The following is a 25,877-nucleotide window of genomic DNA, read 5'->3' on the forward strand; positions in this document are numbered from 1 at the left end:
ACGCCGAGAGCCTTTGCCGCCCGCACTCAAGCGCCCAGCATCGAGACAAGATGGATCGCCAGGTCGTGCTTGGGTGCCTTGGGGAAGTGCTCGGTGCGGTCCGGGAAGACGAGGAGGGCTTCGTTGTCGTGAGAGTCGAAGCCGATGTCGGCGCGTGAAACATCGTTGGCGACGATGAGATCGCAGCCTTTCTCCTCCAGCTTGAGGCGGGCATTGGCCTCGAGGTTTTCGGTTTCAGCGGCAAACCCTGACAGGAACCCGGTAAATCCGATGGGCTTGCGGGCAGAGCCGAGTATGTCTTTGGTCTTGACCAGCTCAAGGGTGAGCGAGTCACCGGATTTCTTGATCTTCTCCCCGGCGGGATGGGCGGGCGTGTAATCCGCGACGGCAGCGGCGAAGAAGGCCGCATCCATCTTTGGGAGATAATTCCCAACGGCCTGGAACATCTCCGCCGCCGATTCGACGGGAATGAAATCGACCCCATCGGGAACATCCAGCGAGGTCGGCCCGGAGATGAGGAGCACCTGGTGGCCGGCGTGGACGGCGGCCTGGGCGATGGCATAACCCATTTTCCCGGACGAGCGGTTAGTCAGGTAGCGGACGGGATCGATCGCCTCACGGGTGGGGCCTGCGGTGATGAGGATTTTCATGCCGGGGCCGGGCGGCTATTCGCCCGCCTTGCCTGGGTTGAGCCTCTCCAGCTCCTTCTTCGCGCCGGCAAGCTGTTCCTTGGTCAGGTTTTTCTCCACTTCCTCGATGAAGGCGGCGGCGTTTTCCTCGCCTCGCTCACCGGCAATCGTCGCCAGCGCCCATGCGATCTCAAGGTTTTGCTTCGTGCCCGCGCCGGCTGCGTTCAGTCGGGCGATGGCAAGGGTGGCTCCCGGATGCCCCTGCTGCGCGGCGAGGGTGTAGAGCTGGAGGGCGTTCTCGAAATTCTGGGGGACGCCGGCCCCGCGCTCATGGAGGGTCGCCAGGTTGTTCTGGGCGGGTGCAAAATTCGACTGCGCAGCCCTGCCGAACCATGAGACGGCGGCGGAGAGATCGGCGACACCGAGTTTTCCGGAAAGGTAGAAGATGCCGAGCTCATTCTGCGCGAAGGCAAGCCCGCCGTTGGCAGCGGTGAGGAGGTGCGAGTAGCCTTTCGCGAGATCCGGCTTCTCCTTGTTGAGTATCATCCCCGCCAGCTCGAGGTGCGCCTGTGCGCTGCCTTTTTCGGCGGCGACCTCTAGGAGCTCGGTGGCCTTCTCCTCGTTCTTTTCCGCACCCTTGCCATTGGCATACATCCCGGCGGCGCGGATCATGCTGTCCACCTGGCCTGCTGCGGCGCCCTTCTCGTATTCCGCGAGGGCGGCCTTCTCATCCTTTTTCACACCTTCCTGGTAGATGCCCAGCGCCAGGTAGCCGGATGCATCCTTTTCGGCGATGGCCTTTGCGATCCACTCCTTGCCCTTTTTCTCGTCGCGGAGCTTCTCATCACCGGTTAGGAGGCGGGAGCCGAGGTTGACCATCGCCGAGGTGTCGCCTTTGGCCGCGGCGGCACCGTAGTATTGGAGGGTCAGCTCCGGTTCCATTTTCTCCGGAAAGCCCATCTGGCCCTCGTAGAAGGCGGCCAGGAAATTCATCGACGCGACATCGCCGGCGGCAGACGCCTTCTTCCACCATGAAACACCGGTCTCGGCATCCGGCTTCTCGGTGAAGCGGCCGCGCAGGAAAAGCTCCCCGAGGATGCGCCCGGAGACCGCGACATCCTTTTCCGCCTGCTTTTCAAGCAATGCCTGCGCCTCCCTGGAATCGGCCGCCGCCCCTGTGGAAGCCAGGTTTATGGCGAGCCGGTAAATGGAGTCCGCATGACCTTTCGCAGCACCCTGCCTGTAGTAGCCCAGCGCCCGCTCGCGCGATTGCGGAAGTCCCTTGCCGGTTTCGCTTGCGAAGCCCAGCAGGTAGATCGCGTCGGCATCGCCCGCTTCCGCGCGCGGCGTGGCCAAGCGCACCGCCTCGTCGAATTCGCCTGCGGCGAAAGCCTCGTCGGCCTTTCCGGCGGGGGCGGTCGTGTCGGTTTTCCCGAGATCCTTGAGCGCTGGATCGGAGGCTTGCAGGACGGAGGAGTCGTCCTTTGCGTCAAGGGAAACGGCACCCATGGCCGGGAGCTGGCAGAGAATCGCGACGGCGAATAGGTTTAGTGGCTTCACGGCCAACTTCTTACGCCTTGCACCGTGGAACGCAAGCACGCTCTTCATGCCGGACGCCCGAGCAGCCCGGACAATCCGGCGATGTGTGCGGCAACCCTCTTGCCCAAGGGGGCGCAGCTCGGCGTCTCGAAGGTGAAGGAGAGCGGGCAGCCGCTCTTCGCAAGGTAGATGGCCTCAGGCCAGGACTCGGGGAGATCCGCCTCGGCCCGGTGATGGATCCAGCCGGGACCGCGTACTTCGTGACCGTCGATCTCCGGACCGGGCTCCGGTTGGAAATGCGGGGAAACGGCGGCGAGCACGCATGCGGCGCGGCGGGGATCGTCCGCGCCGGTATTGATCTCGTAGAGATAGAAGCCCTGAGATTCCCAGTCCTCGTGGAGGGAGACGAAGAGATCCGGCACCGGGCGGGTGGCGAGCCAAGCGGTGTGGGCGGCCACTTCCGGGCTGGATTTCAGGAGGTAGTCCCGGTTCGGGTCCAGACCCGCCCGGTTCTCGCGGGTGCCGAGGGCAAGGCCGCCGGGGTTGAGCGCCGGGCAGATCATCCAGCGGTTGGTGCCATGGAAACATCCGGCACGCATCATTTCCAGCAGCGCAAGCGGCCCGGCAGGCTCATCGCCATGGATGCCGGAGGAGAGATATGTGATGGGCACATCGCCGTCTTTCTCCCACGCGATGAGCGGCCCGTCGGCGGTCTCCATGAGGGTGCTGTGACGGAAGCCGCAGGCGCGGGCGGCGGCGGAAAATTCCGGAAGGAAGGCTGGCCAATCGAAAAATTCTGGCATGGGCGGGATTGGATCAGGATTCCACGAAAATCTCCGCGAAGAATTTCTGCATGTCCTCCCATGAGCGGGCGTCCGCCCTCGCATCGTAGGCGGCCCCCTTGCTGGCATCATCACCCGCCATTTTCTGGGTGAAGGCATGGACGGCACCGCCATACATGGTCAGCTGCCAGTCTGCGCCGGCATCGGACATTTCAATGCGGAAAGCCTCCACCTCGGCAGGCGGGACATAGGGATCGATGGCACCGTGGAGGCACAAAACCCTTGCCGGGATTTTACCCGCCTTTGCGCCCATGCCTTCCGCAGCGGCAAGCCCGCCGTGGAAGGAGATGACACCGGAAATCTTGGTTCCGGCCCTGGCAAGCTCCAGGACTCCCGTCCCGCCGAAACAGTAACCGATGGCTGCGATCCTGGTGGTGTCCGTCCTTTCGTCTTTCTCCAGAACCTCAAGCCCGGCGAGAATGCGGGCGCGGAATAGCTCCCTGTCCGACTTGTATTTCCCCGCCTCCTCACCCGCCTCCGGAGGCTGGGGCCGTATGCCGGCCCCGTAGATATCTGCGGCGAAAACATTGTAGCCCAGCTCCGCCAGCATGCGGGCGCGCATTTTCTCGTAATCGGTGAGTCCCGTCCATTGGTGGATGATGAGGATGCCCGGGCGCTTGCCATCGAAACCATCGTCGTAGGCATGGAACCCCTCCAGTTCCACCCCGCCCTGCTCATATGGTACGGATTTCTCGACGATGCCGCCATGCGCCCCAAAAACCCCCGCCAGTGCGGCCAGCAAGCCAAATAACGTTTTCATTGCAGCCACTCAATGCGCGGGAAGGCAGGAAGTCAAACCGCGAGCTTGGGGGCACCTGCGGGGAATATAAGCAAATCTTAATATTATCAAGTTACATATATTTTGAAAATTAGTTATATATTTATCTTGTCAGCCGCCCTGTTCGTGGAGATTTTACGCATGTCTGTTGAATCATGGACATTCCCCCACCCCCCCAAACCATGAAAATGAAACTTCCGCTAATCGCGGCTATATGTTGTGGCCTCAGCTCCGTTGCTTCGGCCTTCTCCCTGGACTTCTCAGGACGCAGCATCGGCGATGCCCTGCCAATCACGATCAATGTCCCAGGCTATGGGGATGTCGATTTCAGCCCGGTATCAGGTGTCCTTGAGATCGCCTCCTACACCCCGCCTTCCACGGGCTCGAATGCCATCTCCTTCGACAACAACGAGATGATCGAAATCACTTTCAAGGGCCTTACGCCGACCGATGTTACGTTCCAATACATCGGAGTGAACGCAGGGGAAAGCTTCGCCTTCGATACGGTTTCCGGCGACCCGAAAAAATTCTGGCTCCAGTTTGCCAGCACCCCCGGCAAAGGCGATGGCAAGGCCGGCCTCCAATCGGTCGAGTTCAACGCGGTTCCCGAGCCAAGCACCTCGCTGCTCGGAGCGATCGGCTGCTCCCTTCTTGTCCTCCGCCGCAGGCGTTAGGCGCACAGGTTGGATTTCCCTAAGCAAACATGCCCAGCAATGGGCATGTTTTTTTGTTCCGCTTCAAGGGATGGAAACGCTCGTCTCGGTGAGAACTGCGGTTTCCCTATAAATCAGCCTGTCACCGACATATCTCGTTTTCTCCTCTTTGACGATGCCGATGCCGGGTGCGAACCATGTCGTCTTGCGGATGTCGAATTGCCCGTCGTTGCCAACCATGAGCAGGCGGATTGCCCGATGTTTGCCTGTCGGCACCTCGACCGCTTCGCGGGCGACGACACGGATCTCCCTGTTGATCGCACCTTCCTGGATGCTGAACGGCGCGACTTCCTGACCCGGACGCATCCCTGCGATGACGAAGGGTATGGCCGTACTCAGCCAGAGCGGCTTCGCGCCGGGGACGTCGGGTTTGCCGGTGCCCAGCATCATCACCCTGTCCTCAAGGATATCCACATATTCGCGCACGGTCTCCTGGCCCGGGATAACCACATCAAACGCCTGTGAATCGGGCAGCTTCTCCGAAACCGCGATTTTGCCGAGGAAAGTCCGGGTCATCTCGTTGTCCAGCTCGACGGCGGCGCTGCCTTCCGAGGTGATCCCTGCCGGAATCTCGACGCGCAAATCATATTTCCAGAAATCGCCTTTCTTGACCGGCAGGATGGGCATGTCCGCAGCCTTGATGTCAAGGGCGATGGGGCTGCTGGGGGCGGCTTCGGGCGAGGCTTTGCCATCCTTCTCGCAGGCGGGCAGACAGAGGGCGAATGACAGGGCGATGAATGTCGGATGTGGGTTCATGCGGGTCTGAGGCTAGAAGACGGGCCTTGAGCAGTTGCTGCCACCACCGGAGTAAGGCGCACCGAGCCTGGCCGACTTGCGCAGCTGTGGGAAGCGCAATCCCTCCCGCCCCCTCATCCTCAGGGTGAGGAACACGGCAGCGAAAGCCAAGGGGATCAGTGCGGCGGCACCCAGGGCGGCCGAGAGCTTGAGCAGGCGTTCCCGTCTATCCCTTTCCAACTGCAACTCCAGGCGCTTGTTGATCCGTTCTTCGGTGTGCAACAATGCGCCGCCCAGCCAGTAGCGGATCGCATCGGCCGCCTCGACCGAGGCCGCGCGCACCTTGCCGAAATCCGTAGGCTCGGCTGCGGCGCGCTTTTCGGCTGCGGCGATCATGTGTTTCACGGATTCCGGTTTCAGTGCCGCGGCCATGACCTCACCGGGAAAAATCCATGGCGAACCCTGCTTGCCGGGCACATGCAGCACAACGGAATTCACGGTTGTCGTCGCCCACTTTTCCGCGAATTCCCTCGCAACATGCATGGGGGGCGCATCTCCGATCTCGGGAAGGATGACGACGAGGATATCGATGCCCTCGTTTTTCAGGATTTCGCGCAGCGGTGCGGAGATATCATCCTTTTCCTGAGGGGTGAGGACGCCCTTGGGATCGAAAATCGAGTTTCCCGTTCGCTCCCCGTATTTGAAATTCGACTGTGTCTGATCCGCACCCGCAGGGATGCAGAGAAGGAGGCCTAGGAAGGCGGCGAGGATCTTCATGGTGAGGTGAGCTGTTTCTGGGAGCGCTTCCATGCCGCCTCGAGGAGCACCCTTGCCTTGCGGAGGAAGGAGACGACCGCCTTGCCGGCGTGGCCGCGCCGCAGGGGTTCAGCGGTTTCGGCCAGCGCCGTGTCCCACATCTCGTCGGATAGCCATACCTCGGCGCGGTATCCGGCGGTGACGGAAGCCCGGCCGGAATTGGAATCGATGAGCAGGAGGATAGTCCACTCGCGGTCTTCCCCAGTCTCCCCGGGGAGCAGGGGAGAGGCGTTCATCAACCAGAAGCCAAAGAGCGGAAGACTCACGCCGGAATCGAGGGCGACCGCGCAGATACGCCAATTCAACTGAGGGAACTTTTTCCGGAAAGCTTTGACCTCAGCCCCTATCATTGCCTGATCCTTTCCATCCCAGACATCCGCGACATCCAGGAGTTCGAAAAGCGGCGGCGGACTGTCGCCGAACATCTCCATGGTCTTCGCGCCGGTGAAGCCGCAGGCCCCGCACCATTTGGCCTCGCGATCCACCTTTGCGTGGCATGCAGGGCACGAGACGCCGCTGATGGCGAATCGTTTCGGCGAATACTCGCGGTCTTCCGGACTCATCGTTGCAATCTTATGGAGGTGGATTTCCCGTGGGCGTCCAGGCCTTCGAGGCGGGCGAACTCCTCAATGACCGTGAGGGATTTCCTGACCGCTGCCTTGCCCATTCTCACGATGCTCGTGCGGCGCTGGAACTGATCGGCGCGCAGCCCGGAGAAGGAACGGCCCGCGCCGCCTGTGGGCAGCGTGTGGCTGGGGCCGGCCAGGAAATCGCCCACGGCGACCGGGGAATCCGCGCCGAGGTAGATCGCCCCTGCGGTGCGGATCCGCGCGAGGACGGCGGCCTCGTCCTCCACCACCAGCGAGAGGTGCTCCGGGGCGAAATCGTTGGAGATCGCGATGCCCTCCTCGATGGATTTCACGTGCAGCAGGAAGGTTCCGTTCTTCAGCACTTCCCGGATCATCTTGGCCCGGCTGAGTGTGGCGGACTGCTTTTCGATCTCGCGCACCACCTGGTTGAGCAAGCCCTTGGACGGGGTGGCGAAGCCGACGATGCTGTCGCCCCCGTGCTCCGCCTGGGCGAGCATGTCGGCCGCGATGTAGGCGGCCTTCGCCGAGGAATCCGCAAGGATCAGGATCTCGCTCGGGCCGGGCAGGAGATCGATGGACACCGCGCCGACAAGCTGGCGTTTCGCCTCGACCACGAAACGGTTTCCCGGGCCGAAGATGCGGTCAACCGGGCGTATGGTTCTCGTGCCCAAGGCCATTGCGGCGATGGCTTGTGCGCCGCCGACCTTGATCGCCTCGGTGACGCCCGCCTGATGCAGGGCGTAGAGCAACGCGGGGTTCACCTTCCCATCGGCCCCGCAGGGGGTGGCGGCGAAAATTTCCGGGACACCCGCGGCCTGCGCGAAACCGGCGGTCATCAGCGCGGTGGAAACGAGCGGGGCTTTGCCTCCGGGGACATAGACGCCGACGCGGTCAAAGGGTGTGAAGCGCTCGCCGACGGTTGCGCCTTCCGCGTTTTTTCCTGACCAGTCCTTGCGCATGCTTCTCTTCGCGAAAGCATGGATGTTGGCGAGGCTGCGCCGGACGGCTTCGCGAGTCTCTGCGGTGACCCCGGCCGCCGCCTCCGAGAATTCCTTTTCGCTCACGAAAAGGCCTTTCGCGGAGAGCTTTGCGCCATCGAAGCGGTCGGTCAGCTCAACGAGGGCGCGATCACCCTGCGACGCGACTTTCCCGATGATGTCGGAAACGAGGTCTCGCACCGAATCCTCGGGGATGGCCCTGCGCCGGAGCCGCTTGACAAACGCGGCATAGGCAGCGTCCTTGTGGGAGAGAATTTTCATACTTGTGGCTGCGGGGAAGATGCACGATCCAACCGTGACCGCCAACCTCCAATCACGAGTCCCGCAGCGTTTCCTTGCGTGCCTCCGCATCCTGAAAGGCCATGCCTTGCGGGTGCGTATGTCCCAACGTTTTTCCAAATGCCAAGATTCCTCAATATCCTGTTCCCGGTCGCACTCATCATGCCCTATCCTGCGGTTGCGGAGGCGGAGATCCTGTTCAACCGCGATGTCCGGCCGATTTTCCTGAAGCACTGCACCGCCTGCCATGGCGGCGTGAAAGAGGCGGGAGGGATCTCGATGATCTTCCGAGAGCGCCTGCTCATCGAGGGGGAGTCGGGGAAAATCGCTGTCGTCCCCGGAAAGCCCGAGGAATCCGAAATGATCAGGCGGGTGAGACACACCGATCCGGATGAAATCATGCCGAAGCCCAAGCACGGCCCGCCGCTCGTGGAGGCCGAGATCGCGGTGTTGGAAAAATGGATTTCCCAAGGCGCAAAGTGGGAGGAGCACTGGGCCTTCATGCCGCCGGCGGAAACGGAGGTCAGGGATCTCAAGAACGAGGCGTGGGTTTCCCAGCCGCTCGACAGGTTCGTCCTCAAAGGAATCGAGAATGCCGGGTTATCGCCTTCGCCGGAAGCAGGCGCGCCCGAATGGCTGCGCCGTGTGAGCTTCGATCTCACCGGCCTCCCACCGGCGGTGGATGATGTGAAGGCGCTTGAGGCGGCATGGGAAACCGATGGCGACAAGGCACGGGAGGAGGCGGTGGACAAATTGCTGGCATCGCCCGCCTATGGCGAACGCTGGGCGGCCGTCTGGCTCGATCTCGCCCGCTATGCCGATACGTTCGGTTTCGAAAAAGACCCCCACCGCGATATCTGGCCGTGGCGGGATTGGGTGATCCGCTCCCTCAACGCGGACATGCCGTACGACCAATTCACCATCGAACAGCTCGCGGGCGACCTACTGCCGGATCCCACACCCGACCAGATCCTCGCCACCGCCTTCCAGCGAAACTCCCAGACCAACACCGAGGGCGGCACCGATGACGAGGAATTCCGAGTCGCCGCAGTGATCGACCGCATGTCCACCACCTGGACGACTTGGCAGGCGACGACGTTCGGTTGCGTGCAGTGCCACTCGCATCCCTACGATCCCATCGCGCACGACGAGTTCTACGAGTTCATGGATTTCTACAACCAGAGCGAGGACTCGGACCTGAACTATGAGTTCCCGAAACTCAAGCTCGCCGGGGCGGATTTCCTGAAACTGGAGAAAGAAACCCGTATGCTCCGCGAGGAGCTCGATGCGGAGGGGCGCGGCATTTCCGATGTCGCGTGGGCGAACCTGCGGGACATCCAGCTCACCCCACAGTTCGGCACCCTGGAAGCGGATGAATCCGGCCTCATCACCAGCGAGGGCACGCTGCGCCGAGGCGTCACCCACAAGGTTTCCGGAATGACCGGAGACTTCGATGCCATGAAAATCTCCATCTTCCCGGAAAGCGACGACCCGAAGGATTGGCCGCAGATCGGCGTGATGGTCACGGATTTCCTGATGGAAAAGGTTTCCGCCGACGGCAAACGCACCGCCATACCCATGGCCGAGGTCATCGCCGATTACCTCGTCGGCCCCTCCGATCCGATGAGCGCCTTCGCCCAGCAACCGGGCGGCGAAAAGTTCAAGCGCTTCATCGGCCCGGGCGGCGCGGGTGGCGGCGGCGCTGGCTTCGGGGAATACCCCCGCCTCACCGGGCCGAGATGGTTCGTCCTGCTGCCGGAAACGCGGGTGGGGATGGGTGAGGGCGAGCGCATCGAGGTCTCTCTGAAACAGGGTGCGAACGCGAACGAAAGCCAAGGCACCTACCTGAGGAAATTCCGCATCGAGGTCGCGGAGGACGACCGCTACGCAACCCTGCGCAGCAATGCGGAGCGGGCGGAGAAATGGCAGCGCGTGATGTCGAACCGTGACCGCCTGGCCGCAATGAAAGGCACGGAAGTGCCCGTGATGCGCGACCGATCGACCCATGGCAAACGCGACACCCGCGTCTTCGCGCGCGGCAACCGCATGACCAAGGAGCACCCCGTAAAGGCCGATGTCCCGGATCTTCTCAAACAGGGCTACGAAGGCGGAAAAGACGGCAACCGCCTCGACCTCGCCCGCTGGCTGGTCAGCGGTGAAAACCCGCTCACCTCCCGCGTGATGGTCAACCGCCTGTGGGGCGAAGTTTTCGGGATCGGCATCGTGGAGAGCGCGGAGGATTTCGGGACATCCGGCACCGCCCCCAGCAACCTCGCCCTGCTCGATCACCTCGCGCTGCGTTTCCAAGGCGAGCATGGCTGGTCGATGAAAAAGGCGTTGCGCGAGATCGTCCTGTCATCCGCCTACCGCCAGACATCGAAGGCGACCCCGGAACTCATCGAGAAGGATCCGAAAAACCAGCTCGTCGCCCGCGGCCCGCGCAACCGGCTCACCGCGGAGATGGTGCGCGACCAGGCGCTCGCCGTTTCCGGTCTGCTCGCTCCGAAAATGTTCGGCCCGTCGGTTTTCCCGCCCCAGCCGGCCGGGGTGTGGAGCTCGGTGTACAGCGGCGCGAAATGGAACGAATCGAAGGGCGAGGACAGGTACCGCCGCAGTGTCTATACCTATCAGAAGCGCACCAGCGGCTTCCCCGGCTTCCTCACCTTCGATGCGCCGAGCCGCGATGTCTGCACCGCCCGCCGCATCGTTTCCAACACCCCTTTGCAGGCGCTCGTCACCATGAACGACCCCGCCCACATCGAGGCGGCGGCGGCTCTCGCCGATAGGATGCGCCAACGCGGCGGCAGCACCTCAGACCAGCTCGGCTGGGCTTATTTCGCGGCGACACAAATCCATGCGGATGCGGAAACGGTTGCGGAACTCACCTCCCTCTACGAAGATCTGAAAAGGGAAGACCACACGACATCCGCCAAGCTCGGAGCCGATCCCGCGCTCACACTCACCGCCAACACCATCCTCAACCTCGACGCCGCCCTTTCGAAATGAACGACCTCGAACAACGCCTCCGCATGGAGGAGCTGACCCAGCTCACCCGCCGCCATTTCCTCTCGAGATGCACAACGGGCCTCGGCGCGATGTGGATGGCGGGCATGGGAGGAAACGCCTTCGGAGCCTCAGCGAAACTGGTAAAGGATCCCGCCCGGCCTCTCGCGCCCGCCGTGCCCCAGCTCCCGGGAAAGGCGAAGCGCGTGATCTACCTCCACATGGCCGGAGCACCCTCGCAGCACGAGCTTTTCGACTACAAGCCGGAGCTCCAAAAGCTCGATGGAAAGGAATGCCCCAAGGAATTCCTCGAAGGCAAGCAGTTCGCCTTCATCCAGGGCATCCCGAAAATGCTAGGCCCGCAGTTTCCCTTCAAGCAGCACGGCGAGAGCGGCGCATGGATTTCCGACCGGCTCCCGCACCTCGCCACGATGGCGGACGAGCTTTGCATCATCAAGTCGATGCATACCGACCAGTTCAACCACGGCCCCGCCCAGCTGCTTGTCCACACCGGCACTCAGAATCCCGGTGCACCGTCCATCGGCTCATGGGCGACATATGGCCTAGGCTCGGAAAACCAGAACCTGCCGGGTTTCATCGTCCTGACATCAGGCGGAAAGAATCCGGATGCGGGGAAATCCGTCTGGGGCTCCGGCTACCTCCCTTCCGTCTATCAGGGCGTGCAGTGCCGCTCCGAAGGGGAACCGGTGCTTTATTTGCAAAACCCGCAAGGCGTCACCCGCGAGATGCGCCGCCGCTCGCTCGACACGATGGATCGCCTCAACCAGCGCATCGCGGAGGAGACCGGTGATCCGGAGACCGTCACCCGCATCGCACAATACGAGATGGCCTACCGGATGCAGATGCACGCGACGGATGCCTTCGACCTGAAACAGGAAAACGAGGATACCCACGCGATGTATGGCACGGAGCCAGGCAAGGAATCCTTCGCCAACAACTGCCTGCTCGCCCGCCGCCTCGCCGAGCGCGGCGTGCGCTACATACAGCTCTTCGATTGGGGCTGGGACTCCCACGGCACCGGCAAGGACACCGCCCTCAACTTCGGATTCTCAGATCTCTGCACCAAGATCGACAAGCCCATCACCGCCCTCCTCAAGGATCTCAAGCGCCGCGGCATGCTGGAAGACACCCTCGTCGTCTGGGGCGGCGAGTTCGGGCGCACGCCCATGCGCGAAAACCGCGGCGGCGGGGAAATGTCTTTTATCGGCCGCGACCACAACCCCGGAGCCTTCACCATCTGGATGGCCGGAGGCGGCGTGAAAGCCGGCACATCATATGGCGAAACCGACCCCATCGGCTACGAGGCGATCAAGGACAAGGTTTCCGTCCACGAACTCCACGCCACCATGCTCCACCTCCTCGGTTACGATCACGAGAAATTCACCTTCCCCTTCCAGGGCGTCGGCCAGCGTTTGACCAACATCACCAAGCCGGGGACGAAAATCGTCAAGGGCCTGCTGGCCTAGCGGAGATCCAGCTTTCCCATCGTCCTTGCCGAAAGCCCCGCCGGGCCGGAAACCCCAAACTCGTGCACCTTCCCAGGGTGCGGATCGCATTGAATACATCTAGCCCTTGACAAAGTCCAGATTATCGATGGTCTTGGATATGTGACCCCTCCCATCGAACTCCTGCGCAAGCACGGCCTGCCGGTGACCGCACAGCGCCTCGCGGTGCTGCGCGCCGTATCCGGGCGGCCTCACGCCACGGCGGATGAGATTGCCACCGATGTCCGTGCGGAAATCGGCACCATCTCGCGGCAGGCAGTCTATAACACCGTAGGCCTGCTCGCGGAAAAAGGCCTGATCCGCCGCATCCAACCCGCCGGATCCCCTGCACGTTACGAGGACAGGACGGGCGACAACCACCACCACCTCATCTGCCGCAGCTGCGGCAAGACCATCGATGTGGATTGTGCCGTCGGCCACACTCCCTGCCTCACCGCCAGCGCGGATTGCGGCTTCCACATCGACGAGGCGGAGCTTGTCTTCTGGGGCACTTGCCCGGAATGCCGCAAAACATGCCACCCCTGAAATTTCCCAAACCAGAAACCACAATACCCAAACCAAACGATACCATGTCAGAACCAAAATGCCCCTTCGGCCACACCTCCGCCACCACCGGCGGTGCAACCAGCAACCTGGACTGGTGGCCGAACCGCCTCAAGGTCGAGCTCCTCACCCAGCATTCCGAAAAGTCCGACCCCATGGGCGGCTCCTTCGACTACGCCGAGGAATTCAAGAGCCTCGATCTCGCCGCCGTGAAAAAGGATCTCGCCGACCTCATGACCGATTCCCAGGACTGGTGGCCGGCGGACTTCGGCCACTACGGCGGGCTCTTCGTCCGCATGGCATGGCACAGCGCAGGCACCTACCGCACCGGTGACGGTCGCGGCGGCGGCGGCCGCGGCCAACAGCGTTTCGCCCCCCTCAACAGCTGGCCGGACAATGGCAACCTCGACAAGGCGCGCCGCCTGCTCTGGCCCATCAAACAAAAGTACGGCCGCAAGATTTCCTGGGCCGATCTCATGATCCTCGCCGGAAACGTCGCCCTCGAGACGATGGGCTTCAAGACCTTCGGCTTCGGAGGAGGCCGCGCCGATGTCTGGGAACCCGACCAGGACGTCTACTGGGGGCGCGAGACCGAATGGCTCGCCACCAGCGACAAGCCCAACGCCCGCTACTCCGGCGAGCGCGACCTCGAAAACCCCCTCGCCGCCGTCCAGATGGGTCTCATCTACGTCAATCCGGAAGGCCCCGACGGCAATCCGGATCCCCTGCTAGCCGCCCACGACATCCGCGAGACCTTCGCCCGCATGGCCATGAACGACGAGGAAACCGTCGCCCTCATCGCAGGCGGCCACACCTTCGGGAAAACCCACGGAGCCGGCCCGGCGGATCACGTCGGCCCGGAGCCGGAGGCGGCGGGGATCGAGGAACAGGGCTTCGGCTGGATGAGTTCCTACAAGTCCGGGAAAGGCGCGGACGCGATCACCAGCGGCCTTGAGGTCACATGGACCCAGACCCCCACGCAGTGGTCGAACTACTACTTCGAGAACCTGTTCGGATACGAATGGGAACTGACGAAAAGCCCGGCCGGTGCCCACCAATGGGTCGCCAAGGATGCGGACGATGTCATCCCGCACGCCTTCGACGCCTCCAAAAAACAGAAGCCCACGATGCTGACCACGGATCTCTCGATGCGCTTCGATCCGGCCTACGAAAAGATCTCCCGCCGTTTCATGGAAAATCCGGACCAGTTTGCGGACGCCTTCGCCCGTGCCTGGTTCAAGCTCACCCACCGCGACATGGGACCGAAGGTGCGCTACCTCGGCCCTGAGGTTCCGGCCGAGGATCTGATCTGGCAGGATCCCATCCCCGCCGTGGATCATCCGCTCATCGGTGAAAGCGACATCGCCGCGTTGAAAGTGAAAATCCTCGGCTCCGGCCTGACCGTTTCCCAGCTCGTTTCCACCGCATGGGCATCCGCCTCCACCTTCCGCGGCTCCGACATGCGTGGCGGCGCGAACGGCGCCCGTATCCGCCTCGCCCCGCAGAAAGACTGGGCTGTCAACCAACCGTCGCAGCTCGCCCACGTCCTCGAAGTGCTGGAGGCCATCCAGTCCGAGTTCAACGCCTCCGGGAAAAAAGTATCCCTCGCGGATCTCATCGTCCTCGCCGGTTGCGCCGGGGTCGAAAAAGCCGCCAAGGATGCCGGCCACCAGGTCACCGTCCCATTCACCCCGGGCCGCATGGACGCCTCCGCCGAACAGACAGACGTCGAAGGCTTCGAGCCGCTGGAGCCCTTCGCCGATGGTTTCCGCAACTACCTCAAGGGGAAATCCAGCATCCCCGCCGAGGCATTGCTCATCGACAAAGCCCAGCTCCTCACCCTCACGCCCACCGAGCTGACCGTCCTCATCGGCGGCATGCGCGTGCTCGGCACCAACGCGGACGGCGAAGCCTACGGAGTCCTCACCGAAAAACCCGGCACACTCAGCAATGACTTCTTTGTCAACCTGCTCGACATGGCAACCGAGTGGAAACAGGCATCGCCCTGCGGCAACGCCTTCATGGGAGTCGATCGCAAGACCCGCCAGCCGAAGTGGACCGCCACCCGCGCGGATCTCGTCTTCGGCTCGAACTCCATTCTCCGCGCCCAGGCGGAAGTCTATGCCTGCGCCGATGGCGGAGAGAAATTCGTCAGGGATTTCATCGCCGCCTGGACCAAGGTCATGGAGCTGGACCGCTTCGATCTGAAAGGCTGATCCAAGCAACCAATCCCAACAGGGGCCTGCGGTTCATGCCGCAGGCCCCCTTTTTTGCTCAAGTGACTACATGACCCCAGGCGTAAGTCAGACAGATTGAATCTAACCAGTCTGAGGAAAATAAATAAAGGATGTTACGATGAGGAACCTGATCCGAATGGCACGGGATTAAGCGTCTTTTCGTTGAGCCAGCTTGAATCACGCCAGCTTCCGGAAGCGCTGGGAATGTCGTTGAATTTGTTGTGGTGAGGCAGGTCACAAGGCCTTGCCTTGGCGACGGATCCCTTTCCCTGCAAGGGTTCCGTGATCGAAATCGGGCTTAATCCCGTGCCATTCGAACCTGACCCCAAAAGACTGATGATTTCAGGTAAATTGACCAACCGCTGGCCTGCACCAAGGCTGCTGGCAATCTGTCTGTCATTGTCCGAATCCCCCCACGTCCCTTCAACCCAGCCCAACCCGCAGATCCCTGACACTCCAGAGCACCCCAGCCGCCGCCTTGCCATTGCCCCGCATCCGACGCGCCCCACCCCTCCTCCTTTCCGTGAACCTCCACCTCGCCTCCGCGAACGAATCGTTCACGAACGCCTTGCTCCCGATCACCGCACCGTCCGTGAAATAGCTCACCCGTTTCCTCAACATCCCCGCCATCCCCAGATCCGGCAAGTGGGGGCGATCTCCGGTCGCCCCCTCCAGATACTCCGACTCATTCTTCGCCGTGTAACCCGGCGCAGCCACCGCCGCCCTTCCCCTTTTTCGTCCCAGAATTATTTTGTATGTCCCCATGAATTAATGAATTAGGGGAGCGCACGGCGGGCGGGCTTCCACGGCGAAGGGAGCGGCTGGAGGCCTGGACGAAGTGGCGAGGCTGGGCGCGAGCCAGCGACCAGGTAAGCCGCTGAGGGAAGGCCGGAACGCCTAGCGACCGCCCCGCGAAACAAGCCCGCGCGAGCGGACGGCGCGGTGCCCGCACAGGCGAGTTTGCGAGCAGGCGGGCGGCGGGCCGGGAGCGGGGTTTGCATCCCAAGACTCCGTTTGCTGACTCAAAACGCTCCATACCACGCCTCCGAAATCCCCCGGAATGACCCCTTCCCCATCCTGCAACCCCCGTAGTTGCAAGATTCTGTTCTATTTTCCTGGGAACTTACGATAATTTTCCTGGAAACCTGCGATAGGAATGTGTGATGGGGAATGTGTGATGCCACGGACAACGCTATTGGTTGGCGCGTGGGTCCATTTAATTATGATTTCTACTACGATTCAAGAATTTAAACCAAGGATGCCGATATTCACTTCGGAAATTTAGCACTCCTGATAGAGAGGCATCCTGATAAGAATCAATTTCAACCACCCATTTACCGATTATTCTTTTTTTCACCCAAGTATCTCCATCATTATTAAGACGTATAAAATCAGAATCCTTTAACCTTGATCTCAATAAAACAATTGGATCATTTTTGGATGCATGATTTAAAACTTCTGGCGGCAGGATGCTTGTAAATTGAAATCCAATTAATACACAGATAACCAATAAGGCAACGAATAATATATATAGTTTGATTTTCATTCAAATCCATCAGGTGGTGAAGGCACCCAATTACCTCCCTCAGTTGGAGTCGGTGATTCCGGTTTAAAATAGCTAGTTCGACTATTCACGCCGTAGAATTCCCAGCCGAAATGGTCTTTCCAGACATCACGAAATGACTTACCCCCTCCTTCTGTTGCAGTCGCAGAGTTGCATGCACAACTAATTGCAATCGCATGATTAGAAAATACCTCTTTACTTATCATCCCAATATCTTCGTTAAACAGAGAATACCCATTCTGATTTCCTGGATAAACAAAATCAAACGAACCGGGACGACCATGTCCGAAATAAGTAAGTCTACTTATTTTCTCGTTACCTGTTCGATATCCATTGCCAAATACGCTTGTGTGAAGCTTACCAATAAACTCCATTTTTGACCCATAAAATCTCAACGCGACTTCATGTTTTTTCGCAATCTCTTGAATTTCTTTACGGTAGGCATTTACATCAAGACCCTCAAGCTGAGCGCGACGCGCATATGAATGCCACTCAACAAACCACTCAATCTGTTCGCCTTTGGCTAATTTTCCTTTGCGTTCTTCGATTTCTTTTTCGGCTGCCGTAATAAAATTTTTCCAATTTCTATCATGGGCGATTCCGGGATTGACTTTTCTAATACCTCTTCGCAATGGATCTCCAAGAATGCCATCAGAAGCTTGAGCTGCACCATCCCATCCACCTTTGTGTGCATTACACCCACCGCTGATAATTAATTCATTAAGTCCATACAGATCAACTCCATTAACGCCACTATTCCCCACGAACCCATACAGATTAATGCCGCCTTGTTCCCCGATCGGATCCCTTGACGGCCAGCGGCCGGTTTTGGGGTCGTAGAAGCGATAGCCGTAGTAGAGGAAACCGGTGACAAGGTCGATGGGTTTTGTGCTGAACCCGTAGCGGCTGGGGGCGGTGCCGGTCTGTTCGATGATGTTGCCGAAGGCGTCGTAGCGCTGGCGGGCGGTGACTGTGCCGCTGGAGTTGACCCAGGCGGTGATGTTGCCGTTGCCATCATATAAAGGGAAATTGGGGATGGGGGATGAGGAGATTTGGGTTTCGAGCATGACGAGGCCGCCGACTCCGCCCGCGCCCTGGAGGGTTTGGGAAAGATCCATGCCCCATGTCAGACGGCGGGCGTAGGCTCCGTTTTCATATTCGAGTTCCACGTTCCAGCCGTTGGTGAGGAACCAGGTGCTGGTGGTGACGCCGGAGATGGTTTCGTTGCGTTTGGTGCGGCGGCCGAGGGCGTCGTACTCGTAGGTTGCGGTGTCGCCCGCGCTATTGGAGGCGGAGGTCAATTGGTTGTTGATATCCCACGCGAGGGTTGCTCCGGTGTAGGTAGTGAGCTGGTTGCCGTTGGCGTCGTGGGACGGCGGCAGGATGCCGCCGCTCCATGAGGTGTATCCGTTGAGGAGGTTGGCGAAGTAGCTGGTGGTGGTGCCGTTGGTGGTGGCGGTGGAGCGGTTGCCTGCCGCGTCGTACTGGTAGCCGTTGGTGCGGGTGCCTCCGGTGAGGGGGATGCTGGCGCTTTCCACCTGGCGGGCTGAGTCGTAGCCGTAGGTCTCGGCGGTGCCGTTGCGGGTGATGCCGGTGCGGCGGCCATCGGGGCTGAGGGTGTAGGCGGTGGTGTCGAGGGCGCCGGTGGATGGGGCGACCGAAGATCGCCCCCACAGGCGGCCCGCGTCGTCGTAGGACTGGGTGGCGGTGAAGAGGCCGTTCTCCACTTTGGTGGTGGAGAGCTGGTTTCTTCCGTTGTAGGTGTATTCTGCCACGGGTGGTGCGGCGTCTGCGGTGACCGCCTCAAGGAGGTTACGCAGGTTGTAGTCGTAGTCAACGGTGCTTCCGTCGGGGCGGGTGTGGTGGTCGAGGTTGCCATCGCCATCGTAGAAGTAGGCGAAGGTGTGGGTGCCGGGGAGGCCGTGTGGGAAAAATGTTAAAATGCGACACCTGACCCCTAAAGATCCTGACCCCTAAAGATCCCCTTGGGCAGAGCTGACCGATCCCATTAAGCCGCGCGATCCTTGCATCTTCGAAAAAGACCATGGTTTGTGGACAGGCAGCGGAAGATTGACTGCGTTTCATGCAGGGTGCGTTTCGCAATTGGATGATTCGCCCGCAGGTCTCGCTGCGGCGTTGCCGCTTACAGTCTGGCGACGAGGCGGACGAACTGGCGGCCGTACTCGACGTAGGAATCGTAGCACTGGTCCCAATCGACGGCGGAGGGATCGGGGGCATGGAAGACGGTGGCGACGTGGGGTTCGATGGCGATCCAGCCCTTGTAGCCGGATTGGTGGGCATCCGTCAGGATCTCGCGAAGCTTGGCCTGGCCGAGGCCAGGCATGGTGTATTCGGGCTCCACGCCGTCGGATACGGGGTTGATGCAGTCCTTGATGTGGATGTGGGAGACGTGCTCCTTCACTTTCAGCCAGAACTCCATGGGATCCTGCCATGGGTGTGGTTCGGGCTTGGAGCGGTCGCGCTGGAAGACAGGGTTGCCGGTGTCAAAGACGAGTTTCAGCCCGGGGACTTCCTCGACGAGGCGGAGGGAGTGCTCTGCGGAGAAGCCGCCCCAGTTCATGCAGTTCTCGTGTATGGCGGTGATGCCTTCGTCGGAAAAGCGCTTGGTGATCTCGCGCAGGCGGCGGAAGCGTTCCCGCTCGTTCTGATCCTGTCCCCAAGGCTCCTGGGCGTAGGACATGATGCGGATCATCGGGGTGTTGAGACGTTTCATGCGCGGGATGGCGCGTTCGATCTCGGCGAGTGTGATGGCGAAATCGGAATCGATCCTCTTGCCCCAGTTGCCGATTGCGGAGCCGAATTCCGGGACGGTGATGGCCGCTGCATCGAGGGCGTCGGCTGCGGCCTGGAACTCGTCCTCGGGCAAGTCGTGGATGTTTTTCGATCCGATCATGCGGGTGGATATGGCGGACCAGCCGAGGGCTTTGGTGGCGGCGATCTGCTTGTGAATGTCGCGGGAGGCCTCGTCCGCGAAGCCGGTGAGTTTTTCTGTGGAAAGCATGTGGGAGACCCTAGTTTTCGAAACCTGGGAACTCAAACTTCAAATTCCCCCACCGGAGCCATTCGACGATGACAAACCCCAAGTGCGGCATCCATGGGGGATGTCAAGCTTCCGGCAGGGAAATGGGAGGGGTGCTTTCGCTACGCGAGGATATCCTTGATGACCTTCGCAGGCTTCACTCCGATGAGCTTCTGGTCGAGTCCCTGGAAGGGGTAGGAGAGGCGTTTCGCATCGAAACCCATGAGCTGGAGCATGGTGGCGTGGAGGTCGCGGATGTGGACGGGGTCTTTGGCGACCTGGTATCCCATGTCGTCGGTTTCGCCGTAGGAGATGCCGGGCTTGACGCCGCCGCCGGCCATCCAGACGCAGAAGGCGTTGGGGTTGTGGTCGCGGCCGACAAATGCGTTGGCCGCGCCGCCGCCACGGTTTTCCTGCATGGAGGTGCGGCCGAACTCCCCGCCCCAGACGACGAGGGTTTCCTCAAGCATGCCACGCCGCTCCAAATCTGTTAGAAGGGCGGCGATGGGCTTGTCGATGGATTCGCATTTTCCGATGAAACCGCCTTTGATGGACTCCTCCTTGTTGGAGCCGTGGGAGTCCCAGCCCCAATCGTGGAGCTGGATGTAGCGGACACCGTTCTCCGCAAGGCGGCGGGCGAGCAGGCAGTTGTTGGCGAAGGATTCCTTGCCGGGCCTTGTGCCATACATCTCGTGGATGTGGGCCGGTTCGTTGTCGATGGACATGGTTTCCGGAACGGATGCCTGCATCCGGAAAGCCATTTCATACTGGGCGATTCGGGTGACGGTCTCGGGATCGCCGATTTCCTCGTAGGTCTTCTCGTTGAGGTTTTTGAGGGAGTCGAGGGCTTTGCGGCGGATATCGGTGGAGATGCCGGCGGGGTTGGCGGAGTTGAGGATGGGATCGCCGGAGGGGCGGCACTGGACGCCTTGGTACACGGAGGGCAGGTAGCCGCTGCCCCAGAGCGACGAGCCGACGCGCGGGAAGCGCCCACCAGAAATGAGAACCATGTAGCCTGGCAGGTTCTGGTTTTCCGAGCCAAGCCCCCATGTGACCCATGAACCCATCGAGGGATGGCCGAGGTTGGCGTTGCCGGTGTGGATGAGCAGCTCGGCGGGGCCGTGGTTGAACTGGTCGCTCTGCATGGTCTTGATGACGCAGAGCTTGTCGGCGTGCTTGGCGAGGTGCGGCAGGCGGTCGGACATCCAGATGCCGGATTTCCCGTGCTGGGAAAACTCGAACTGCGGGCCGAGCATTTTCGGGACCCCCTGGATGAAGGCGAAGCGCTGGCCTTCGAGGTATTCCTTGGGGCATTGCTTGCCGTCGTATTTTTTCAGGATGGGCTTGTAGTCGAATAGCTCGAGCTGGCTGGGTGCGCCGACCATGTGGAGATAGATCACGCGCTTGGCCTTGGGCGCGAAGGAGGGCGGCTGCGGGGCGAGCGGGGCGGAGGGATCGTGGGAAATTTTCAATGGCCCGGCGGCGTTGGCGAGTCCCTGGGAGGCGAGCCAGATGCCGCCAAGTCCGGTTGTGCAGTCGCGGAGGAACTGACGGCGGGTGGTGTGCTGGAGCTTCTCGGAGTGGAGTGTCTGGAAGAGGTTCATGGGAAGAAATGGCTGGTGCCGAGTGAGAAGTGGAAGGCCTGGCTTGCGGACTTAGCGGGTAATGGCTTCGTCGAGGTTTTGGAGGACGGAGGCGACGACGGTGTAGGCCGCGCCGTCGGGGGTGCCTGCCAGGCCTTTCATGAGGGTGGGGTCTGAGCTGTAGGTTTTTTCCAACTCATCATAGAGGGCGGTGAGCTCGGTGAGGCGGTCAGGGGTGATGGGGCGGGAGGTGACGGCGCGGTAGGCGAAGGAGATCCTGTCGGAGGCGGAGCCTTGGGCTTCGTTTTTCATGCGGCGGGCGAGAGCCTGGGAGCATTCGTGGAAGGCGGGGTCGTTGAGGACGGCAAGCGCCTGGACGGGGGTGTTGGAGGGCATGCGGCGCTTGCTGCACAGCTCGCGGCTGGGGGCGTCGAAGGTCGAGAAGGTGGGGTATGGGATACTACGTTTCCAGTAGGTGTAAACCGCGCGGCGGTAACGCTGGGGATTGCCCGGCTCAGGGGTTTTCCAGCGGCCGCCATCGACGAAGGGTTTCCAGACGCCGGGCGGCAGCGGCGGGTAGGCGGGTTCTCCGAAGGCCTGGGGGTGGAGCAGGCCGGAGGCGGTGAGGGCGGCGTCGCGCGCCATCTCGCCGGTGAGGCGCTGCCGCGGGCCGCGGGCCAGGAGGCGGTTGTCGGCATCGAGTTCGTGCAGTTCCGGGCTGACGGCGCTGGCCTGGCGGTAGGTGGCGCTGGTGGCCATTTTCCGCAGGAGTTTCTTGATGTCCCATTTCATGTCGGTTGCGAATTCGACGGCGAGCGTGTCGAGCAGTTCGGGGTGGGTGGGCTTTTCGCCGGCGGAGCCGAAATCCTCGGGGGTCGGGACAATGCCAACCCCGAAAAGCTCCAGCCAGAAACGGTTCACGGCGACACGGGCGGTGAGCGGGTTCTGCGGGGAGGCGAGCCATTTCGCGAGGTCGAGGCGGGTCGGTTTTTCACCATCGGGCTTGAGCCTTGGGAATACGTGCGGGGTGTCGGCGGCGGGGATGACATCGCCTTTGTCGAGCCAGTTGCCGCGGTTGAAGAAATTGGTGAGGCGGGAGTGCTCGGGAGCGCGCTCGATGATGACCGGGATCCTAACGTTGGGGATCTTCGCGAGGTCGGCCTTGGCCTGCTGGAGTTCGCGGCGGGCGGAGGCGATGCCGGGGTCGGATTGCATGGCGATCCATGCGGGATCCGCGCTGAAGGCGATGCGGCCGCGCTTCGCGACCATGGGGAAGGAGGCCAGGTAGGTGCCGCCGTTTTTCAGGATGAGGCGTACGGTTTCCCCGGCGGCGAGGGAGACGGGTTTCCCAAGGACAAAAGTGGCGTGGCGGGGGCGGAAGAATTTCTGGTGTGTGCCCCATGCGCCGCCCTTGCCGCGGATTGAGCCGAGCGGATCCTCGCGCGGGTGGGCTTCGTCGGGGATGACATCGGTGAGGATGAGCGGTTCCGCCTTGCCATCGGCGGTGATTTTCTCGGCCTTGATGTGGTTGAGCGATGCGCCCCATTCCGCGTCGGTGAGGGCTTTTTTCTCGTCCTTGGGTAGGTAGGTGAGGCGGAAGGCAGTGAGGGTGGTGAGTTCGGCTGGCGGGGTGGTGGCGAGGGTGTAAACGGAGCCGGACTTCGCATTGTCTGTGGCGCGGAATTCCGCGAAGCCGTCCTTCTCCACGACGCTCATCTCGGCGGTCGGGGATGAGGCGGTGAGCTTGGAAACCGGCAGCCATAAGGTCTTTGCGTCGACGGTGAGCCAGGTGTCGTGGATGTCTCGCTCGAGGGTGCTGATTTTTTCGATCAGCCCGTTGGCTTTGGGGTAATCCGCATGATCGAGTGGGATGGGCAGGACGGGGAAATTGCCCGGGCCGTCGTCGTCGCGGGCATTGTTGAAGAAGGCGAGGCTGGTGTAGTACTCCTCGTGCTTGATGGGATCGTAAGGATGGCTGTGGCACTGCACGCAGTTCATGGAAAGGCCTTGGAAAACCTCCCAGGTGGTGACGTTGCGATCCATCGCGGCGAGGAGGCGGAACTCCTCGTCGTCGGTGCCGCCCTCGTTGTTGGTCTGGCTGAGACGGTGGAAAGTGGTGGCGAGTTTCTGGTCGAGCGTGGAGCCGGGGATGAGATCGCCGGCGAGCTGGTCGATGAGGAATTGGTCGTAGGGGAGGTTTTCGTTGAAGGACTTGATGATCCAATCGCGGTATTTCCAGACATCGCGGTTGCCGTCGTTGCCGAGGCCTTCCGAATCGGCGTAGCGGGCGAGATCCATCCAGACGGAAGCCCAGCGCTCGCCGAAGTGCGGGGAGGCGAGCAGGCGGTCGGTTTCGGCAGCGATGGCGGCCGGGAAATCCTTCGCGGCGGCGGCCTCGAAGGCATCGAGCTCTCCGATGGTGGGCGGCAGGCCGATGAGATCGATGGATGCGCGGCGCAGCCATTCGGCGGGCCTGGCGACTGGCGATGGGGCGAGGTTCTGGGATTCGAGTTTCGCGAGGATGAAGCTGTCGATTTCGTTGGCGGGCCAGGCGGTGTTTTTGACGGCGGGCGGCGCGTGTTTTTCGGGCGCGGTGAACGACCAATGTTCGCCCCACTCCGCGCCCTCGGAAATCCACTGGCGCAGCGTTTCCACATCCGCATCGCTAAGGCGCGGGCCGTGATCGGGCTGCGGCATGAGATCGTCGGGATCGTCCGTGGTGACGCGGGCGATCATTTCGGAAAGCTCCGGATTGCCGGGGACGACGACGGTTTTCCCCGATTCGCCTTTTCCAAGCACCTGATCGCGGAAAATGAAGGACACCTCGCCTGCCTCCTTCACCCCGCCATGGCAGGCGATACAGTTCTTGTTCAGGATGGGCTGGACGTCGCGGGTGAAGTCGATCGCCGCCGCGAGGGGCGTCGTTAGCAGGAAGGCATGGATGAAGGAATTTCGCACGGGCGGAAGACGGATAGCACAGAAAACCGGTTGGGGAAACCCGTGTTCATGGCGAACGCTGATACGTCTCGGCAGGCGGCATTCTGTCAATCCGCGGCGGGGCAGACCCAGCAGCCTTCCAGGACACCATGGCATTCTTCCCTGACCTTCCGCGCAACCATTTCGCGCCGCGGAGGTTCATGCATGGTGCCGCCAAGCTACCAGGAGGAAGCCCCAGAACCGTGTCCGGACGCGGATCTGATCCGGCGCGTGCTCGGAGGGGAGGACAAGGCCTGGCAGGAACTTTTGGATTACCTCACTCCGGCAGTCAGCCGGACGGTGTGCACGCACCTACGCCGCAGCGCGGATCGCGAAGATGTGGTACAGGAGACCCTGACACGCATCTTCCTGGGCATCCACGGCCTGAAGAATCACGCGAAAATGGCGGCCTGGGCCAAACGGATCGCGATCAACACCTGTCACGACTGGCTCCGGAAAATGAAAGCCCGCCCCGCCATCAGCTGGACGGACCTGGATCCCGCCGAGGCGAACATGCTATCGCAGAGCATGGGCGGCAGCATGGAAGGCAGCGAGGGGAACAGGGACGCCCTTTACGAACTCATCGACAAGCTGGTGGCCACACTCAAGCCCCGGGAGCAGATCGTGATCCGCTTGCTCGACCTCGAGAACCGGTCCGTGCAGGATGCCTGCGGGATCACCGGCTGGGGTGAATCCAAGGTGAAGGTCACCGCCATGCGCGCCCGCCGCAAGCTTGCCGCCCAGTTCCAGCGCCTCAACGAAATTTCACCCCGGACCCCTAACACATGACCGAGGAAAACGAAGACCCCTGGAAGCTCCTCACGGATGCCGCACGCAAGGCACCTCCGCAGGCAGCGCCCCCGGCAGTGCCAGCTCCCCGCGCTTCCGATTTCCGGAAAATGGTCTCCGCCATTTTCGTGAGGCTGCTGTGGTGCCGCTTTTCCCTGGTCGTCGCCATCATCGTCGCGCTGGCATGGATCTGCGTCGTAATCTTCTCCCGCTACCGGAAACAGGAAATCCCGCTCATCCCCCTGCCGTCCGAAAACCCCGCCTACCCCACCCAACCATGAAACCCACCCTCCGCGACTATCTCACCATCATCGCGTCACTGGCCGTTATCTTTGCCTGCGGATATGGAATCGGGCACCGCATGGGCGCTGCCAAGGGGGGAGACTCCGCCCGGCCCGCGGCCAAGCCCGGAGTCTCCTGGCAGGATTCCGCCGCCGAGCGCCTCGTCTCCGCATTGCAGCTGGATGACTCCCAGCTTGGGGCGGTACGGCAGGAGCTGGACGCCAGTTCCGCCAGGATCGAGGCGATCCGGGGCGAGTCCAGGCAGGCCTACCTGCGCGAACTCCTCGATCTCCATGACCGCATCGCGCCCTCGCTGAATGAGAGCCAGCTCGAACGGCTCGAAAAAAGCCGCAAATCCCTGCAACTTCTCTCCGAATAGGCGGTTTATCATTGGTTAGCGAAACCCAGCCCTGCC

Annotated in this window: 22 protein-coding genes; 8 read left to right on the forward strand and 14 right to left on the reverse strand. The window is 61.6% G+C overall.

Annotated elements, in window-relative coordinates:
- Positions 1-26: 26 nt before the first annotated feature.
- Genes HZ994_07140 through HZ994_07155 form a run of 4 tightly spaced genes read right to left on the reverse strand, consistent with a single transcriptional unit; the run spans position 27 to position 3,770 of the window.
- Positions 27-650 (reverse strand): phosphopantothenoylcysteine decarboxylase, encoded by a 624-nt coding sequence (locus HZ994_07140; GenBank protein QTN32111.1) that lies wholly within the window; start codon positions 648-650, stop codon positions 27-29.
- Positions 651-665: 15 nt separating this feature from the next.
- Positions 666-2,189 (reverse strand): SEL1-like repeat protein, encoded by a 1,524-nt coding sequence (locus HZ994_07145; protein QTN32112.1) that lies wholly within the window; start codon positions 2,187-2,189, stop codon positions 666-668.
- Between the two features lie 44 nt (positions 2,190-2,233).
- Complete coding sequence (locus tag HZ994_07150; protein ID QTN32113.1) at positions 2,234-2,971, reverse strand: M14 family metallocarboxypeptidase; 738 nt, start codon at positions 2,969-2,971, stop codon at positions 2,234-2,236.
- A gap of 13 nt (positions 2,972-2,984) precedes the next feature.
- Entirely contained in the window at positions 2,985-3,770 is a 786-nt protein-coding gene (locus HZ994_07155; protein QTN32114.1) for a dienelactone hydrolase family protein, read from the reverse strand.
- 200 nt (positions 3,771-3,970) lie between these two features.
- Here HZ994_07155 and HZ994_07160 point away from each other — a divergent pair, with 200 nt between their 5' ends.
- Positions 3,971-4,462, forward strand: a complete 492-nt coding sequence (locus tag HZ994_07160; protein ID QTN32115.1) for a PEP-CTERM sorting domain-containing protein — start codon at positions 3,971-3,973, stop codon at positions 4,460-4,462.
- A gap of 63 nt (positions 4,463-4,525) precedes the next feature.
- Here HZ994_07160 and HZ994_07165 read toward each other — a convergent pair whose 3' ends face one another.
- The 4 genes from HZ994_07165 to hisD are packed head-to-tail and all read right to left on the reverse strand — an operon-like array spanning position 4,526 to position 7,901.
- Complete coding sequence (locus HZ994_07165; GenBank protein ID QTN32116.1) at positions 4,526-5,257, reverse strand: hypothetical protein; 732 nt, start codon at positions 5,255-5,257, stop codon at positions 4,526-4,528.
- A 12-nt stretch (positions 5,258-5,269) separates the two neighbouring features.
- The gene (locus HZ994_07170) at positions 5,270-6,013 is read right to left on the reverse strand and encodes a TPM domain-containing protein (GenBank protein QTN32117.1); all 744 of its coding nucleotides are present in this window, start codon (positions 6,011-6,013) and stop codon (positions 5,270-5,272) included.
- A complete protein-coding gene (locus HZ994_07175; protein QTN32118.1) occupies positions 6,010-6,615 on the reverse strand; it encodes a hypothetical protein in 606 nt (201 codons plus the stop codon). Before HZ994_07175 ends, HZ994_07170 begins: the two co-directional genes overlap by 4 nt.
- Positions 6,612-7,901 (reverse strand): histidinol dehydrogenase, encoded by a 1,290-nt coding sequence (gene hisD, locus HZ994_07180; protein ID QTN32119.1) that lies wholly within the window; start codon positions 7,899-7,901, stop codon positions 6,612-6,614. The genes HZ994_07175 and hisD overlap by 4 nt, the downstream gene beginning before the upstream one ends.
- 138 nt (positions 7,902-8,039) lie before the next feature.
- Between hisD and HZ994_07185 the strand changes: the two genes are divergently transcribed.
- The 4 genes from HZ994_07185 to katG all read left to right on the forward strand — a co-directional run bounded on the left by HZ994_07185 (position 8,040) and on the right by katG (position 15,207).
- Positions 8,040-10,925, forward strand: a complete 2,886-nt coding sequence (locus HZ994_07185; protein ID QTN32120.1) for a DUF1553 domain-containing protein — start codon at positions 8,040-8,042, stop codon at positions 10,923-10,925.
- Entirely contained in the window at positions 10,922-12,409 is a 1,488-nt protein-coding gene (locus HZ994_07190) for a DUF1501 domain-containing protein (protein QTN32121.1), read from the forward strand. Before HZ994_07185 ends, HZ994_07190 begins: the two co-directional genes overlap by 4 nt.
- Before the next feature lie 141 nt (positions 12,410-12,550).
- A complete protein-coding gene (locus HZ994_07195; GenBank protein QTN32122.1) occupies positions 12,551-12,973 on the forward strand; it encodes a transcriptional repressor in 423 nt (140 codons plus the stop codon).
- A gap of 44 nt (positions 12,974-13,017) precedes the next feature.
- On the forward strand, positions 13,018-15,207 hold the full coding sequence (katG, locus tag HZ994_07200; protein QTN32123.1) for a catalase/peroxidase HPI: 2,190 nt from the start codon (positions 13,018-13,020) through the stop codon (positions 15,205-15,207).
- A gap of 444 nt (positions 15,208-15,651) precedes the next feature.
- On the opposite strand, the gene HZ994_07205 is transcribed toward katG, so the two are convergent.
- From HZ994_07205 to HZ994_07230, 6 genes are all read right to left on the reverse strand, one after another.
- Entirely contained in the window at positions 15,652-15,993 is a 342-nt protein-coding gene (locus HZ994_07205; GenBank protein ID QTN32124.1) for a hypothetical protein, read from the reverse strand.
- A 451-nt stretch (positions 15,994-16,444) separates the two neighbouring features.
- Complete coding sequence (locus HZ994_07210; GenBank protein QTN32125.1) at positions 16,445-16,774, reverse strand: hypothetical protein; 330 nt, start codon at positions 16,772-16,774, stop codon at positions 16,445-16,447.
- Positions 16,771-18,567, reverse strand: coding sequence for an RHS repeat-associated core domain-containing protein (locus HZ994_07215; protein ID QTN32126.1), 1,797 nt, complete (start codon positions 18,565-18,567; stop codon positions 16,771-16,773). The genes HZ994_07210 and HZ994_07215 overlap by 4 nt, the downstream gene beginning before the upstream one ends.
- A 368-nt stretch (positions 18,568-18,935) precedes the next feature.
- Complete coding sequence (locus HZ994_07220) at positions 18,936-19,814, reverse strand: sugar phosphate isomerase/epimerase (GenBank protein QTN32127.1); 879 nt, start codon at positions 19,812-19,814, stop codon at positions 18,936-18,938.
- A gap of 140 nt (positions 19,815-19,954) precedes the next feature.
- Positions 19,955-21,436, reverse strand: a complete 1,482-nt coding sequence (locus HZ994_07225) for a DUF1501 domain-containing protein (GenBank protein ID QTN32128.1) — start codon at positions 21,434-21,436, stop codon at positions 19,955-19,957.
- Between the two features lie 51 nt (positions 21,437-21,487).
- A complete protein-coding gene (locus HZ994_07230) occupies positions 21,488-24,373 on the reverse strand; it encodes a DUF1553 domain-containing protein (GenBank protein QTN32129.1) in 2,886 nt (961 codons plus the stop codon).
- Positions 24,374-24,556: 183 nt separating this feature from the next.
- Between HZ994_07230 and HZ994_07235 the strand changes: the two genes are divergently transcribed.
- From HZ994_07235 to HZ994_07245, 3 genes are read left to right on the forward strand one after another with little or no spacing between them, the layout of a single operon-like run.
- Positions 24,557-25,180, forward strand: a complete 624-nt coding sequence (locus tag HZ994_07235) for an RNA polymerase sigma factor (protein QTN32130.1) — start codon at positions 24,557-24,559, stop codon at positions 25,178-25,180.
- Positions 25,177-25,461 carry a hypothetical protein gene (locus HZ994_07240; protein QTN32131.1) on the forward strand — a complete coding sequence of 95 codons (285 nt, stop codon included), beginning with the start codon at positions 25,177-25,179 and terminating at the stop codon, positions 25,459-25,461. The genes HZ994_07235 and HZ994_07240 overlap by 4 nt, the downstream gene beginning before the upstream one ends.
- A complete protein-coding gene (locus tag HZ994_07245; protein QTN32132.1) occupies positions 25,458-25,841 on the forward strand; it encodes a hypothetical protein in 384 nt (127 codons plus the stop codon). Before HZ994_07240 ends, HZ994_07245 begins: the two co-directional genes overlap by 4 nt.
- Positions 25,842-25,877 lie beyond the last annotated feature (36 nt).

The organism is Akkermansiaceae bacterium (assembly GCA_017798145.1).
Taxonomy (GTDB): domain Bacteria; phylum Verrucomicrobiota; class Verrucomicrobiia; order Verrucomicrobiales; family Akkermansiaceae; genus Luteolibacter.